Origin of the sequence: Algicella marina (assembly GCF_009931615.1) — a bacterium.
GTDB classification, from domain to species: Bacteria; Pseudomonadota; Alphaproteobacteria; order Rhodobacterales; family Rhodobacteraceae; genus Algicella; species Algicella marina.
Genome location: NZ_CP046620.1, coordinates 1,638,675 through 1,653,290 on the forward strand (window position 1 = coordinate 1,638,675; position 14,616 = coordinate 1,653,290).

The following is a 14,616-nucleotide window of genomic DNA, read 5'->3' on the forward strand; positions in this document are numbered from 1 at the left end:
TCCCTGTTTATTCGGCAGCCTTGAGTTTGGGTGAAGCATGGGCCTTCAACGCCTCCTGTGTGAAAACGCGCAGGCCGAGATCGGGCCTGTATCCGTGGATTTCATCGACATCGAGCGCGCGCATGAAATCGAGGATCTCATGGCTCACCACCTGTCCCGGCACGAGGATCGGGAAACCCGGCGGATACGGAATGATGAACGACGCACTCACCACCTCCTGTCCGCTGGCCATCGCATCCTTGATGGAACCGTCGAGCGCCAGGTAGTCGCAGTTGTTCTCGTCGTAGGAGAGGAAGAACGCGCTGCGAATATCCCCTTCCGGCGTGATGTTGTCGGTCCGGAAGGCATCGTGGAACCGGCTGAAATCCGGCAGCGGCGGCAAATCCTCCATCAGGTTCTTCACCCGCCGCTCGAACCCCAGCTTCTCCATCTTCGAAGCATCGTCGAGAAGGTCGTCGAGCCCCTTGGCGATCTCCACCAGCACCTCGATCAGATAGGCGACAGATGACCGAGTGGTCCCGATGTTGGTCATGAACAGCACAGAGTTGCGCGAGGTCTTGTTGATCTGGATGCCGTACTTGTCCATCAGGATCTGGGTCTTGAACGTGTCTCCGTCCCAACCCGTCCCGCCGACAGCCAGCGTCACCCGCGTCGGATCGAGCACGAACTCGTCCTTCTCCCAGCACTCCCACATGTCGGTGAAGCCCTGCTCGGGGTCATAGTAGCTCTCCACCCCGCTTTCGCGGTGCCGCTCGGGGATCATGTCACCCGCCGCCAGCACCTTGAAATACTTACGCAGCAGTGGATGCGTGGAAATCGCCCGGCGCATCGCCATCGCCGCCTCCACCTGCCGCTGCACGAACTCGAACCCTTCCAGCTCCACCTGCCGTCGCCCGACGTCGAGTGAGGCGATGATCTGATAGTTCGGGCTGGTGGAGGTGTGGGTCATGTAGGCCTCGTGGAAACTCTGCTCCACCTCGCCCTTGAAGTCCTGATCGTTGACGTGGATCATGCTGCCCTGCCGCAGGCTGGTCAGGGTCTTGTGCGTCGATTGCGTCGTGTAGACCCGCACCCGCGCGTCCGGCGACGGGATCAGCCGCGTCTTCAGCAGCACGTCGTCGTCCGCATCCTTCAGCTTCGCCTGCTGCTTCTCGTAGGCCTTGATGTGCGGCTCGGATTTCAGGCGTTTGCGCAGGTTGTTGGCTGCATTCATTCCCGTCCGCTGCCGGTATGTGGGATTGAACCGGGCAAAGGCGAACCATGCCTCGTCCCACAGGAAGATCAGGTCCGGCTTGATCGCCAGACACTCTTCCATCACCCGCTCGACATTGTAGACCAGCCCGTCGAAGGTGCAGTTGGTCAGCAGCAGCATCCGCACCCGGTCCAGCTTGCCCGCCGCCTTCAGCTCCAGCAACCGGTGCTTGATCTCGTGCAGCGGCACCGCCCCGTACATCGAGTATTCGTCCAACGGATAGCTGTCGAGATAGACGACATTGGCCCCCGCCAGCACCATCCCGTAGTGGTGTGACTTGTGGCAATCGCGGTCCACCAGCACGATGTCATCAGGGCGCACCAGCGCCTGAACCACGATCTTGTTGCACGTCGATGTGCCATTGGTGGCAAAGAACGTCTGCTTCGATCCGAAGGCGCGGCTGGCCAGTTCCTGCGCCTCCTTGATCGGCCCGTGCGGCTCCAGCAGGCTGTCGAGCCCGCCCGAGGTGGCCGATGTCTCCGCAAGGAAAATGTTGGGCCCGTAGAAGGCCCCCATGTCCTGAATCCAGTGGGATCGCGAGATGGATTTGCCGCGGCTGATCGGCATGGCGTGGAACACGCCCGTCGGCTGCTTGGAATACTCCTTCAGCGCGTTGAAGAATGGCGTCTTGAACCGCGCCTCCACCCCTCGAAGGATGTTCAGGTGCAGTTCAAGAAAATCTTCCTGATTGTAGAAGACCCGCCGGCACACGCCCAGATCCAGCCCCGCGATCTCCTCGACGGAGCGGTCGGTCACAAGGTAGGCATCCAGTTCCGGTCGCACCTGGTCGATCAGGCGGCACAGTTCCGGCCCGAGATGTTCCGGCGGCAGCGCCTCCAGTTCGGCCTCGCCGCCCACATGGCCCAGATACTGTTTCAGGATCGACAAGTCGGTGTTGGATTTCAGCACCAGTCCGGGCCGCACCACCACCGCCTGGATGTTGTGATTGAACAGGATCGCGATCAACGCATCCTCTAGGCTCGGCACCACTACCGGCTCATAGATGCACTTGTCCTCCGCCCGCCGCATCGACGCCACGCTCTTCTTCAGCCAGCGCTCCTGATGCTCGTTGACCTGATCGACGATCAACACCTCGAAATACGGCTTCGCCAGCGCCCGCGCCTCCAGCGACTGCATGGACTCGTCCTCGTGGTCGTCCGCATCCGAGTCGTCCCGGTCCAGCAGGATATGCCGCCGCCGATAGGCGCCGGAGGCCAAAGCCCTGACCACCTTGCGCACCATGTAATTCAGGTCGTCGAAATTGCCGTGCTCATACTGGCGTCGGATGTAGTCGAACGCGGCCATGTTCGGAAAGGCCCAGTAAGCCTCGATTTCGGACAGCGAATCGAGCAGTTCCTCGACCTTCCTGGCCGCCGTCGTCTCGGCCTTGCCACCCGGCCTGCGGGCGAGGCTTGCCGTCGCCTCGCGCAGCGCACTCCAGCGGTCGGACCGTAGCTGGATGGCCGAGTAGTACTCACTCATGGATTGCATCGTTTCGCTCCCTGTTCTCGCCGAGCCACCGATGCAACCGCCCCCGCGCGGGGGCAACCGCTCAGCCGCTGACGGTTTTTCCGGAAAGGGGTGTCACGTTCTCCGGTGCCACTCCACTATCCGTCATTCCTGTTGGCGCACCCGGTAGCGGCGCTCCGGCGGGCACCGTACTCAGTGGCACCGGTGTTTCCGGCATCGCCGCCTCGGTATGAAGACCCGCGCGCGATCCCTGCGTCGGGATCTCGAGCGGACCCAGCGTGCCGAGATAGGCATCCGTCCCGCTCGCCCGGTCATACACAGGGAAATCCACGGGCCGGTCGCGGAAGCTTTTCAGCACCTGCCCCAGCCCTTTCATTCCCGTCTCGCGCTGGCGTCGCACTTGTGCGAGGTCGATCTCGATCGGAAACATGTCTTCCTGTCCGGCAGACTGGTGCAGTACCGTCGAAGACGGGTCGATCACGCAGGACCGTCCCACGCCGCCGGCACCAAGGCCGTTCACGTCGATCACGTAGCACTGGAACTGCGCCGCCGTTGCCCGCGCGATGGCAAGTTCCGCATCCCTGTCTGTCGTACCCGTCAGCACCGGGTGCAGCAGCACCTCCGCACCCATCGAGGTCAGATGACGCGTCGTTTCGGGGAACCAGATGTCATAGCAGATCGACAGCCCAAACCGCCCCACCTCCGGCACGTCGAACACGCAGAACTCCGTGCCAGCCTCGATATCCTGTTCATAAGGGCGGAACGGAAACATCTTGCGATAGGTCGCCACAACTTCACCCTGCGGATTGATCACGCTGGAAGTGTTGTAGATCCGGCCATCTGCCGCTTTCTCGAACATCGAACCGGGAATCAGCCAGATCCCGTGACGACGCGCATCCTCGCGGAACAGGTCCAGTGCCTCGTTCTGCAACGGCTGCGCAAAACGCGGCAGCGGGCCATAGGGTGCCAGTTCGCTGAACAGCACCATCTGCGTCCACGGGAAACGCGCCATCAGGATGTTCAGCCGCTGTCGCATTCCCTCCACGTTCGAGTGAAGGGCATCCACGTTCATCTGTACGCCAGCGATTGCAAAGGGGGTCATTTGCAGCATGTCTCCAAAAAAATCTGTCCCCCGCTATCTATTGCTTCCCACACCGGTCTGAAAGCCGAATGCGCACATTTTCATCACTTCATCTTTACCGTGTTCTGCGCCCTGCCCGCTTTCCGGGCAGTCCCCCCGGCACGCGACGCCGTACGCAAACACTGGGTTCCGATCCGGCAAGTCGGTGTTCTCACGCCGCCACCGCCTCCTCACGCCGGGGCGCCGGGGCCCGCTGTTTCTGCAGGAAGACCACCAGCGCCAGCAGCAGAAGTGCCGGGATGAACATCAGGTACTTGCTCGGCTGGCCAATCGGCTTCAGTACCCGCAACACCTCCTGGTCCCAGTCCAGCCCCGCACCCTCGGCGGCACTACCGAAGGAAACGTCGTCGATGATCATCTTGTCGCCTTCCTCGCGGAACATCAGCCCCGCCGCCTCCAGCTTCTCCTCACCCGTCGCGCCCTCGCCGATCGGCACGATCGCCACGAACTCGATGGGATCGCCAAGGTCGTTGACCCCGGCCACACGCACCCGCAGTTCCTCACCGGCAGCGGTTTCCCCGGCAGCCGAGACGATCTCCGTCGGCGCCTCCTCCGAATAGGGCGGGAAGACCATGTCCATCCAGAAGCCCGGCCTGAACAGCGTGAAGGCCACCAGAAGCAGCGCAATGGTCTCGTAGAACCTGTTCTTCGCCAGGAACCACCCCTGTGTCGCCGCCGCGAACAGCAGCATCGCAATCGTCGCCACGACGAAGACGAAGATCCCCTGCGCCCAGTTCACCCCGATCAGCAGCAATTCGGTGTTGAAGATGAACAGGAACGGCAGCGCCGCCGTCCGCAGGCTGTAGAAGAACGCCACGAACCCCGTCTTGATCGGATCACCGCCCGAGACGGCGGCAGCCGCGAAACTCGCCAGTCCCACCGGTGGTGTCACATCAGCCATGATACCGAAGTAGAACACGAACAGGTGCACCGCGATCAGCGGCACGATCAAACCGTTCTGCTGGCCCAGCGTCACGATCACCGGCGCCAGCAGCGCCGACACCACAATGTAGTTGGCCGTCGTCGGCAAACCCATGCCAAGGATCAGCGAAAGCACCGCCGTCAGCAGCAGGATCGCCATGATATAGCCGCCCGAAAGCACCTCCACCACATCCGCCAGCGCCGAGCCCACGCCAGTCTGGCTCACCGCGCCCACGATGATCCCCGCCGTCGCCGTGGCGATGCCGATACCGATCATGTTGCGCGCACCCACGACCAGCCCGTCGATCAGATCGAGGAAGCCTTCCCGGATCGATCCGCCGAGGTTGCCCGCGCCGCGGAACAGGGCCATCAAGGGCCGCTGCGTCAGCAGGATGAACACCATGTAGGCCGCCGCCCAGAAGGCCGACAGGCCGGGGCTGAGGCGGTCCACCATCAGCGCCCAGACCAGCACCACAACCGGCAGGATGAAATGCAGGCCGGAGCGCACGGTCGGCCCAGGAAGCGGCAGCGAGGTCACCGGCGCGTTCGGATCGTCCAGTTCCAGCGGTTCCTCCTTCGAGGCCACGTAAAGCAGCGCGACGTAGATCGCCGTGAGGAACGCGAAGATGATGTAGGCCGCCGTCTCCGGGAACGCCGGGCGGATCCAGCCCATGCCGTAGTAGACGGCGAAGGACAGCGCGCAGATCACCGCAATGGTGAAGGCGATGCCGACCAGCCGCTGCACGATGGGCTTCGGCTCATACGCACGCGGCAGCCCTTCCATTCCGGCTTTCAGCGCTTCGAGATGCACGATGTAGACCAGCGCGATGTAGGAGATCACGGCCGGCAGAAAGGCGTGCTTCACCACGTCGAAATAGGGAATGCCCACGTATTCCACCATCAGGAAGGCCGCGGCCCCCATCACGGGCGGCATGATCTGCCCGTTGACGGACGAAGCGACTTCCACCGCCCCCGCCTTCTCGGACGAGAAGCCCACCTTCTTCATCAGCGGAATGGTGAACGTGCCGGTGGTGACAACGTTGGCGATGGACGAGCCCGAGATCAGGCCGGTCATGGCCGAGGAAACCACGGCCGCCTTGGCCGGCCCCCCCTTCATGTGGCCCATCAGGCTGAAGGCCACCTGGATGAAATAGTTGCCCGCACCCGCCCGGTCGAGCAGCGAGCCGAACAGCACGAACAGGAACACGAACGAGGTCGAGACCCCCAGCGCGATGCCGAATACGCCCTCCGTCGTGATCCACTGGTGGTTCACGATCTCCGAAAGGTTGTTGCCCTTGTGCGCGATAATGCCCGGCATGTACGGCCCGAGCACGGTATAGACGAGAAACACCGTCGCCACGATCATCAGCGCCGGGCCCAGCGCCCGGCGCGTGGCTTCCAGCAGCAGCATCAGCCCGAAGACGGACACGATGAAATCCTGCGTGATCGGCGCGCCGACCCGCTGCGAAATCTCGGCATAATAGACGTAAAGGTAAAGTGCGGTCGCCGCGCCCACCAGTGCCAGCCCCCATTCCCAGAACGGGATGCGATCCTTGGGCGAGCCGAGCAAAATTGCGCCAACCACGAGCAGAGCCACCAGCGGAATCCACCAGGTCGAAGTGCCGTCCTTGGCACCGACGAAGAACAGGAAGGCCAGCAGCAGCGGCACCACCACGCCCAGACCAAGCTGGAACGGCGTGCGCGCGGCCGGATAGGCCGCGAAGGCGAGGAAGATCGCAAAGCCGAGGTGGATGGAGCGGGCCTCGGTGTCGTTGAACACCCCGAAACCGACCATGAAGGGAATGGGAGAGGCGAACCAGAGCTGGAACAGGGACCACGCCAGCGCCACCAGCATGATGAACACGCCCACCGGCCCTGCAGGCGAACGCCCGCCCGTGTCCGAGGATGCCACCATTTCGTCAAGCTCGGCCTGGCTCAATCCGCCATGGCCTGCGGCTTCGTTTTCCACGGCCGCTGCCTGGAATTGGTCCTTGTCGTCGGTCATGTCCCCGTGCCCCCTCTGTACTTTTGGGTGTTTTCGGGTCTGGCGCGGTAGCCGCGCCAGACCTTTTTCACGGCCGGCGCGCTTGCGTGCGCACCGGCTTCACGGGCTTACATCCAGCCTTTTTCCTTGTAGTACTTCTCGGCGCCGGAATGCAGCGGAGCGGACAGACCGTCCTTGATCATTTCCTCTTCCTTGAGGTTCTCAAACGCCGGGTGCAGGCGCTTGAACCGATCGAAGTTGTCGAACACGGCCTTCACCACCTGATAGACGGTGTCTTCCTCGACATCATCGGAGGTCACGAAGGTCGCCTTCACGCCGAAGGTCGTCACGTCGCTGTCCGTGCCCTTGTACATGCCGCCCGGAATCGTGGCCTGCGCGTAATAGGGGTTGTCGGCGATCAGCGCGTCAATGGCGTCGCCCGTCACCGGCACCAGCACCGCGTCAACCGTGGTCGTCGCTTCCTGGATGGAGCCGTTGGGGTGGCCGACGGTGTAGATGATCGCATCCACCTTGTTGTCGCCCAGTGCCGCGGCCTGCTCGGCCGGCTTCAGTTCGGATGCCAGCGCAAAATCGTCCAGCGTCCAGCCCAGCGCGTCCATCACCACTTCCATCGTCGCCCGCTGGCCGGAGCCGGGGTTGCCGATGTTGACGCGCTTGCCCTTGAGGTCATCGAAAGTCTCGATGCCCGCATCGGCACGCGCAATCACGGTGAACGGTTCGCCATGCACGGAGAAAACCGCCCGCTCCTTGTCGAAGGCGTCACCCTCGAACTGGGAGGAGCCGTTGTAGGCATGGAACTGCCAGTCGGACTGGGCGACGCCCATGTCCATGTCACCCGCCTTGATGGCGTTGATGTTGGCGATGGAACCACCGGTGGACGGCGCGGTGCATTTCAGGCCGTGGTCGGCGGAGCCGCGGTTCACCAGCCGGCAGATCGACTGGCCGACAACGAAGTAGACGCCCGTCTGGCCGCCCGTCCCGATGGTGATGAACTTCTCCTGCGCCTGGGCCGCGACGGTGGAAACCGCCATGGCGCCCGCAAGAGCGAGTGTGGTGAAAATCTTCATTCTAGACTCCCTGTCTACATTTGAATTCTACGCGCGGCGGGGCGGTCGTCCGCTCTTGTCGTCGCGCTCTTGGTCTCCGCTCAACTCGTCTGGGTAAGTGCATCCTCCAGCATGTCCAGGCCTTCATCCAGATGACCCATATCGATAGTGAGCGGGGCCAATAGCCTGATGGTATTGGCATAGTACCCACAAGACAACAGAATGAGCCCGGCGTCCAGTGCCGCACTGGTCACCGCCTTGGTGGCGTCCGGATCGGGCTCGTGCCCGCCGCGTTCCTTCACCAATTCAAAGGCCACCATCGCACCCAGACCGCGCACGTCGCCAATGGGGCGCAATGTGTTGGAACGACGGAAATCATGCAGCCGTGACAGCATCTTCGCGCCCACCTCGTCGGCGCGCCGGCACAGCCCCTCTTCCTCGATCACATCCAGCACTGCCAGTGCCGCCGCACAGGAAATCGGGTTGCCGCCATATGTTCCGCCCAGTCCGCCCGGGTCCGCCGCGTCCATGATCTCCGCCTTTCCGATCACTCCGGAAATAGGAAATCCGCCGCCCAGCGCCTTGGCAATAGGCATAAGGTCGGGCTCGATATCGTAATGCTCGGTTGCGAACATCCGCCCCGTGCGTGCGAAGCCGGACTGCACCTCGTCCGTCACGAGGCAGATACCATACGTGTCGCAAATCTCGCGCAGCTTGCGCATGAAATTCGTCGGCACCTGATAAAAGCCACCCTCGCCCTGCACCGGCTCGATCACGATCGCCGCCACTTCCTGCGGCGTCACGTCGGCCTTGAATACGTGTGCCAGCGCCCGCAGGCTGTCTTCCTCGGTCACGCCATGATGCGGAATCGGGAACGGCACGTGAAATACGCCGATGGACGGCGGCGCGCCCTTGGTGCGGTAAGACGCCGCCTTGCCGGTCATTGCCAGCGTCAGTTGCGTGCGTCCGTGAAATGCCCCTGTAAACGTGATGACACCCGGCCTGCCGGTATGTGCCCGCGCGATTTTCACCGCATTTTCAGTTGCTTCCGCACCCGTGGTAAAAAATATCGACTTGGCGTCGGCGATGGGTGCCAGCGCATTCAGCCGCTCCGCCAGCTCCACATAAGGTTCATAGGCCATCACCTGGAAGGCGACATGCCCGAATTTTTCGGCCTGCGCCTGCGCCGCCGCCATCACCTTCGGGTGCCGGTGGCCGGTGTTGGTCACCGCGATGCCGGAGGCGAAGTCGACAAAGCGCCGCCCCTCCACATCCCAGATCTCGCCATTCTCGGCACGGGCCACCGCCAACGGCGACGCCGTCGCGATACCACGTGGAATCGCCTTGGCGCGCCGGTCCAGAATGCTCTGATTGCTCGTCATCGGGGCCGTTCCTTCTCGGTTTTACGGATTCTGTTTCACGCCACGACAAGGGGAGTGAGTCGCAGCGTGCTTAAAAAAATGATAGAAGCGTTTAATATAATAATCAACAATCCGTCACCTGAACGCCGATTTCGCCATTGGCGGATGGAATCACCGCGGCGGATGTGCCTACAAATCCGGCGAAGCAGCAGGAGCGACAGTTTGGATTTCGACATCGGCAAGCGCCTCAAGGCCATCCGCACCGAAAAGGGCCTCTCCCAGCGGGAGCTTGCCACCCGCGCCGGCGTCACCAACGGCCTGATTTCGCAACTGGAACAGAACCGTTCCAGCCCCTCCGTTGCCTCGCTCAAGCGCATTCTCGACGTCATCCCGATGACCCTCTCGGAATTCTTCTCCGGCGTGCAGGCCGAACCACCCGGCTTCGTCTTCCGCGCCGACGAGTTGCAGGAGATCAACCCGGCCCATGTCTTCGGCCTCACCGGCCGCAAGGCAGAGGCGCTCTCCTTCCGCCAGGTCGGAGATGCCACCCGCCACAACCTCCAGATGCTCCACGAAACCTACCTCCCCGGCGCCGACACAGGCGAGGAACTCTACGCCCATGAGGCGGAGGAGGCGGGCATCGTCATCGACGGCGAGATCGAACTCACTGTCGGCCCGGAAACCGCCACCCTCGGCCCCGGCGACGCCTACATCTTCGACAGCCGCCTGCCTCACCGCTTCCGCAACACCGGCGCCCGGCCCTGCATCATCGTCAGCGCCTGCACCCCGCCCTCCTTCTAGGCCCCGCCCTTGCAGCCCCGGCGGCAAAGGGGCACTAAAGAGGCGCGGCCCGACGTCGCCAATCGCAAGCCGAAAGAACTGCCTTCATGCGCGCCTACCCCCTGGATGCCGCCCGCGCCCGCGTGGCGGACCTCCGCTCCGTCTTCGCCGTCCCTGCCTTCCGAACCTACATCTTCGGCAACTTCGCCATGACCAACGGCTTCTGGATGCAGCGCATCGCCGTCGGCTGGATCACGTGGGAAGCGACGGGCAGCGAGGCATGGCTCGGCCTCGTCGCCTTCGCCGAACTCTTCCCCTCGATCTTCACCGCCTTGCTCGGCGGCGCCCTGGCGGATCGCTATCCCAGCCCGCGCGTCTTGTTCTGGGGGCAGGTGCTCAGCGGTCTCATCGCCCTCGCCTTCTGCCTGCTCCACCTCACCGCCACGCTGACACCCTACCTGATCCTTGCCCTGATGTCGGGCATGGGCGCCATTTCCGGCGCCGTTATCCCCGCCCGCCTTTCAATGGCCTCCTGGCTGGTGCCCAAGCCTCTTTTACCCACCGCCCTCGCCGTCAACTCCACCAGTTTCAACCTCTCCCGCTTCCTCGGCCCCGCCTTCGCCGCCGGCCTGCTGATCGCCGGTTCCGCAGCGCTGGTGTTTCTCGTCGCGGCCATGTCCTTCGCCGCGCTCTCCGTGGCGCTCTGGCGCATCCGTGACGTGCCCCGCACCGGCGAGAGCAGGCGCACCGCCCCGCCAGCAGGAATGGCCACCGTTCTCCGCGACGTCATCGCCACCCCGGCGATCATCGGCATCATTCTCCTGCAACTCGCGCAGGGCATGCTGGTACGCCCCGCCAGCGAACTGTTCCCCGCCTATGCCGAAGCGGTCTTCCAGCGCGGCGAATTCGGCCTCGGCGCCCTCTCAGGCGCTCTGGGCGTCGGTGCCGTCATCGGTGCCCTCGCTCTCTCCGGCGCCCGCGAAACGCGTGAGGCCGTCCGCCAGATCTTCACCATGTCCGTCGTCTTCGCCGTCTCGCTCATCGCTTTCGCCCTTACCGGCACGTTCTGGCTGGCGCTCGTCATCCTCGTGGTTCACGGCATCGCCATGTCCGCGTCCAACATCTCCGCGCTCGCCTTCGTCCAGCTCAACACCGCACCGGAACGGCTTGGCCGCGTCCTCAGCCTCTACACCATCGTCTTCCGCGTCGGCCCTGCAGTCGGTGCCTTCCTATTCGGCATCACCGCCGAGGCCACCTCGCTCATGGCCACCGGTATCGGCTGTGGCATCGTCGCCCTCGCCGTCACCGCAGCGTTGTTCGCCTTCATCACTCGCAACTTGCCGCGAACGTAAACGGAACCACACTCATTGCCGATACGTTGTGCAGCAGCAGGCGTTCTTGCCATTCCGGCCCTCGCCGCGCTACGCTCGAATCAAAAGCAGGAGGCCGGGGCAGCATGACAACCACAAGGCCCATCGACACAGGTGATTTCGCAGCGTGGCAGCCGCTCTGGCAGGCCTATCTTGCCTTCTATGAGGCCAGTTTGGCGGAGGAAATCTACCGCACAACCTTCGCCCGGCTGACAGACCCGGAGGTGAGCGATTATGCTGGCTTCATCGCCGAAAGTGACAGCGGAGAGGCTATCGGTCTTGTCCACTACATCACCCACCGCCACGGCTGGCGGATTGAGAATGTCGTTTACCTGCAGGACCTTTATGTTTCCGAGGCCGCCCGCGGCACCGGTGCCGGCCGCGCCCTGATCGAGGCAGTCTACGATGCCGCCGACGCGGCGGGCACGCCGACGGTCTACTGGCTGACGCAGGAGTTTAACTCCACCGCCCGCAAGCTATATGATTACATCGCCGACCTGACGCCCTTCATCAAGTATCAGCGGAGACCGAAACCCTGAAACCGATCCTAGCCAGCTTCGCGGCGCTCGCCCTGTTCGCCTGCGCCCCGACCCAGCCCAGCGTCACCCGTGCGCCCGCGACAGATGAAATCCCCGCCGTGGATGATGTCGCCTTTGCGGCGGCCTCCCTGCCCCGGGGCGTCACCCGATCCAACACCCTGCTCGCCGAGGACTTTCTCGATCTCACCTTCGCGCTCGAAAGCGGCCAGCAACTGCCCGGCCTGCTCCGCTACGAAGGTCCCGTGCGCGTGTCGATGCCCAGTCCCCGGCTGGCGGCCTACAGGCCGGATCTCGAAAATCTTCTTGCCCGCCTCCGCTCCGAGGCCGGTATCGACATCCGCAGCACAACCAACCCACTGGCAGCACAGCTTCATATCGAGGGCGTGCCCGCCGCCGAGATCCAGCGGGCCTTCCCCGGTGCCGCCTGCTTCATCATTCCCGGCGTCACCTCGTGGAACCAGTTCCGCGGCTCCCGCGGCCGCGTGCGCTGGTCCGATCAGACGACCCTCGGCCAGACCGGGATTTTCGTGCCGACCGACAGCACCCCGCAGGACATCCGTGACTGCCTGCACGAGGAAATCGGTCAGGCGCTCGGCCCTGCCAACGACATCTACCGCCTGCCGGATTCGGTGTTCAATGACGATAATTTCCACGCCATCCTCACCTCGTTCGACATGCTGATGCTGCGCACGCTCTACGACCCCGCGCTCCGCTCCGGCATGCCCCGCTCCGCCGCCGCTCGTGTGGTTCCGCAGGTGCTTGACCGCATCAATCCCGCCGGGCGCGGCGTCGGCAACCAGCCCCGATCACCCGAAAGCCTCGAATGGAAGCAGCAGATCGAGGCCGCCATGACCCGGCGCAACAGCCGCAAGGCCCGCGTCGCCGCCGCCGACCGTGCCGTCTGGCTCGCTGGCCAGATGAAACCGGTCGATCACCGCCTCGGCACCGCCCTCGTCACCCGCGGCCGTCTCACCTTCCGGTCCCGTCCTGAACAGGCGGCGGTCGATTTCGCCAATGCCTACCAGTTGCTCTCCTCTCGCCTCGGCGCGGGCGACATCCGCACCGCCCAGGCTGCCCTGCACCTCGCCATCCTCGGCTTGAAACGCGGCGACTTTCCGCAGGCCCTCAGTCTCGCCCGCAACGCCAAGCCCGCCGCCCGGCGCGGCCAGAACGCCGTTCTGCTTTCCGGCCTCCTTGCCGTCGAGGCGCAGGCCCAGTTTGGCATGGGCGACAAATCTAAAGCTCGCGCCACCCGCATCGACAGCCTGAAATGGGCCCGCTACGCCTTCGGCGACATCAACGGCACCATTCAGCGCGAACAGGCGGAGCTTGAGCTTATCGGCGAGATCGCACCGCCCACGCCCGTGGATCTGCCGCGATGATCCCTCTCGTCTTCGCCATTGCCGGTGCCCTGCTCGGCTGGTTCCGCGCCGCCCGTGCCGGTGGCCGCACCGCCGACAAGCTGCAATACGCCACCGCCCACGCCATCGCCTTCGCCATCCTCGGCCTGTTCGTCGGCATCGTCGCGGTGCGCACCGGATTGCTCTGATGTTCACGCGCCTGTTCGCGGAAATGCGTGCCGGCGGCCTGCCCGTTTCCCTGCGCGAATACCTGTCCTTCCTCGGTGCACTGGAGGCGCAGGTGGTCCTCTACGACGCCGAGGGCTTCTACTACCTTGCCCGCGCCACCCTGGTGAAGGACGAGCGCCACCTCGACCGGTTCGACCGGGCCTTCGCCACCGCCTTCAAGGGCTTCGAGAGCGCGACAGCGGAAGATATCCTCAATGCCGTCGAGATTCCCGAGGACTGGGTGCGCAAGCTCGCCGAGAAACACCTTACCCCCGAGGAACGCGAGAAGATCGACAGTCTCGGCGGCTTCGAGGAACTGATGAAGACGTTGGCCGAACGCCTGCGCGAGCAGGAAAAGCGCCATCAGGGCGGCAACAAGTGGATCGGCACCGCCGGCACCTCACCCTTCGGCGCCTACGGCTACAACCCGGAGGGCATCCGCATCGGCCAGGACGAAAGCCGCCACCAGCGCGCCGTCAAGGTCTGGGACAAGCGCGAGTTCCGCAACCTCGACGACACCGTCGAACTCGGCACCCGCAACATCAAGGTGGCCCTGAAACGCCTGCGCCGCTGGGCCCGCACCGGGGCGGAGGATGAACTGGATCTAGACGGCACGATCCGCGCCACCGCCGAACACGGCTACCTCGATGTCGTCACGCGGCCCGAACGCCGCAACACCGTGAAAGTGCTGCTCTTTCTCGATATCGGCGGCTCGATGGACCCGCATGTGAAAGTGGTCGAGGAGCTTTTTTCCGCCGCGCGCAGCGAGTTCAAGTATCTTGAACACTACTATTTCCACAACTGCCTCTACGAAGGCGTCTGGAAGGACAACCGCCGCCGCTGGAACGAACAGATCCCGACGATGGACCTCCTGCACACTTTCGATGCCCAGACCAAATGCATCTTCGTCGGCGACGCGGCGATGAGCCCTTACGAGGTGCTTTACCCCGGCGGCGCCAACGAACATCACAATGCCGAAGCCGGCGCCACATGGCTCGCCCGCGCCCGCGACACCTGGCCAAAAAGCCTCTGGATCAACCCGGTGCCGGAACCCCACTGGCCCTACACCCACTCCACCCAGCTCATTCGCGAAATTTTCGAAAACCGCATGGTCCCGATGACACTCGAAGGCATCGACCGCGGCATCAGGCTGATCGATTAGG

11 protein-coding genes are annotated in these 14,616 nt (G+C 63.8%); 6 read left to right on the plus strand and 5 right to left on the minus strand.

Annotated elements, in window-relative coordinates; all coding sequences use genetic code 11:
• Nucleotides 1–7: 7 nt before the first annotated feature.
• The 5 genes from GO499_RS08190 to gabT all read right to left on the minus strand — a co-directional run bounded on the left by GO499_RS08190 (nucleotide 8) and on the right by gabT (nucleotide 9,217).
• Nucleotides 8–2,743, minus strand: a complete 2,736-nt coding sequence (locus GO499_RS08190; RefSeq protein WP_161861746.1) for an aminotransferase class I/II-fold pyridoxal phosphate-dependent enzyme — start codon at nucleotides 2,741–2,743, stop codon at nucleotides 8–10.
• 61 nt (nucleotides 2,744–2,804) lie between these two features.
• Nucleotides 2,805–3,824, minus strand: coding sequence for a carbon-nitrogen hydrolase family protein (locus tag GO499_RS08195; protein ID WP_161861747.1), 1,020 nt, complete (start codon nucleotides 3,822–3,824; stop codon nucleotides 2,805–2,807).
• Between the two features lie 190 nt (nucleotides 3,825–4,014).
• Entirely contained in the window at nucleotides 4,015–6,789 is a 2,775-nt protein-coding gene (locus tag GO499_RS08200) for a TRAP transporter permease (protein ID WP_161861748.1), read from the minus strand.
• Between the two features lie 107 nt (nucleotides 6,790–6,896).
• The gene (locus GO499_RS08205) at nucleotides 6,897–7,856 is read right to left on the minus strand and encodes a TAXI family TRAP transporter solute-binding subunit (RefSeq protein WP_161861749.1); all 960 of its coding nucleotides are present in this window, start codon (nucleotides 7,854–7,856) and stop codon (nucleotides 6,897–6,899) included.
• Between the two features lie 80 nt (nucleotides 7,857–7,936).
• Nucleotides 7,937–9,217 (minus strand): 4-aminobutyrate--2-oxoglutarate transaminase, encoded by a 1,281-nt coding sequence (gene gabT / locus GO499_RS08210; protein WP_161861750.1) that lies wholly within the window; start codon nucleotides 9,215–9,217, stop codon nucleotides 7,937–7,939.
• A 201-nt stretch (nucleotides 9,218–9,418) separates the two neighbouring features.
• Between gabT and GO499_RS08215 the strand changes: the two genes are divergently transcribed.
• The 6 genes from GO499_RS08215 (at nucleotide 9,419) to GO499_RS08235 (ending at nucleotide 14,615) form a co-directional block, all read left to right on the plus strand.
• Entirely contained in the window at nucleotides 9,419–9,997 is a 579-nt protein-coding gene (locus GO499_RS08215; RefSeq protein ID WP_161861751.1) for a cupin domain-containing protein, read from the plus strand.
• A gap of 86 nt (nucleotides 9,998–10,083) precedes the next feature.
• On the plus strand, nucleotides 10,084–11,328 hold the full coding sequence (locus GO499_RS08220) for an MFS transporter (RefSeq protein WP_161861752.1): 1,245 nt from the start codon (nucleotides 10,084–10,086) through the stop codon (nucleotides 11,326–11,328).
• A gap of 104 nt (nucleotides 11,329–11,432) precedes the next feature.
• The gene (locus tag GO499_RS08225; RefSeq protein WP_161861753.1) at nucleotides 11,433–11,885 is read left to right on the plus strand and encodes a GNAT family N-acetyltransferase; all 453 of its coding nucleotides are present in this window, start codon (nucleotides 11,433–11,435) and stop codon (nucleotides 11,883–11,885) included.
• Nucleotides 11,886–11,983: 98 nt separating this feature from the next.
• The gene (locus GO499_RS08230; RefSeq protein WP_161861754.1) at nucleotides 11,984–13,267 is read left to right on the plus strand and encodes a DUF2927 domain-containing protein; all 1,284 of its coding nucleotides are present in this window, start codon (nucleotides 11,984–11,986) and stop codon (nucleotides 13,265–13,267) included.
• Nucleotides 13,264–13,434 (plus strand): hypothetical protein, encoded by a 171-nt coding sequence (locus tag GO499_RS19685; RefSeq protein WP_284154934.1) that lies wholly within the window; start codon nucleotides 13,264–13,266, stop codon nucleotides 13,432–13,434. Before GO499_RS08230 ends, GO499_RS19685 begins: the two co-directional genes overlap by 4 nt.
• Nucleotides 13,434–14,615, plus strand: a complete 1,182-nt coding sequence (locus tag GO499_RS08235; RefSeq protein WP_161861755.1) for a vWA domain-containing protein — start codon at nucleotides 13,434–13,436, stop codon at nucleotides 14,613–14,615. Before GO499_RS19685 ends, GO499_RS08235 begins: the two co-directional genes overlap by 1 nt.
• Nucleotide 14,616: the final 1 nt, after the last annotated feature.

Excerpts from the sequence above, each read along its gene's own strand:
- gabT (WP_161861750.1), bottom strand. The coding sequence starts at position 9,217 with ATGACGAGCAATCAGAGCATTCTGGACCGGCGCGCCAAGGCGATTCCA.
- GO499_RS08195 (WP_161861747.1), bottom strand. The coding sequence starts at position 3,824 with ATGACCCCCTTTGCAATCGCTGGCGTACAGATGAACGTGGATGCCCTT.
- GO499_RS08190 (WP_161861746.1), bottom strand. The coding sequence starts at position 2,743 with ATGCAATCCATGAGTGAGTACTACTCGGCCATCCAGCTACGGTCCGAC.
- GO499_RS08235 (WP_161861755.1), top strand. The coding sequence starts at position 13,434 with ATGTTCACGCGCCTGTTCGCGGAAATGCGTGCCGGCGGCCTGCCCGTT.
- GO499_RS08205 (WP_161861749.1), bottom strand. The coding sequence starts at position 7,856 with ATGAAGATTTTCACCACACTCGCTCTTGCGGGCGCCATGGCGGTTTCC.
- GO499_RS08200 (WP_161861748.1), bottom strand. The coding sequence starts at position 6,789 with ATGACCGACGACAAGGACCAATTCCAGGCAGCGGCCGTGGAAAACGAA.
- GO499_RS08220 (WP_161861752.1), top strand. The coding sequence starts at position 10,084 with ATGCGCGCCTACCCCCTGGATGCCGCCCGCGCCCGCGTGGCGGACCTC.
- GO499_RS19685 (WP_284154934.1), top strand. The coding sequence starts at position 13,264 with ATGATCCCTCTCGTCTTCGCCATTGCCGGTGCCCTGCTCGGCTGGTTC.
- GO499_RS08225 (WP_161861753.1), top strand. The coding sequence starts at position 11,433 with ATGACAACCACAAGGCCCATCGACACAGGTGATTTCGCAGCGTGGCAG.